This window comes from Ochrobactrum sp. SFR4, assembly GCF_019730395.1.
In the GTDB taxonomy this organism is placed as follows: domain Bacteria; phylum Pseudomonadota; class Alphaproteobacteria; order Rhizobiales; family Rhizobiaceae; genus Pseudochrobactrum.
On sequence record NZ_JAAPBB010000913.1, the window covers coordinates 1 to 262 of the forward strand.

The 262-nt window shown below is 46.2% G+C and carries 1 pseudogene; it reads right to left on the reverse strand.

Annotation, left to right across the window (positions count from 1 at the left end):
- Positions 1-262 (reverse strand): annotated as a pseudogene (locus HBA93_RS21755) (aminotransferase); the annotation flags it as partial.

A 262-nucleotide genomic window follows, 5' to 3' on the forward strand; every position in this document is an offset into this window, starting at 1 on the left:
TTCAATGCAGAATTTCTCGGAACTGATAGGCAGATCAAAACGCAAAAGTGCAGTCGTGCCCGATTGCGGCTTAACCCATGAGATAAGTGGCTCGCTCTCAACCCATTCTGACAAAATTGCAAGATTGGTGCGGGTAATCTCATGGCTGCGCTTGAGAATTTTCGCACGATTTTCCAATGCGATCGACGCAAACAGATCATCAATCATACCGACGCTGATTGTGTTATAGTCGCGATGGATGGAGACGGCTTTTAGCAATTCA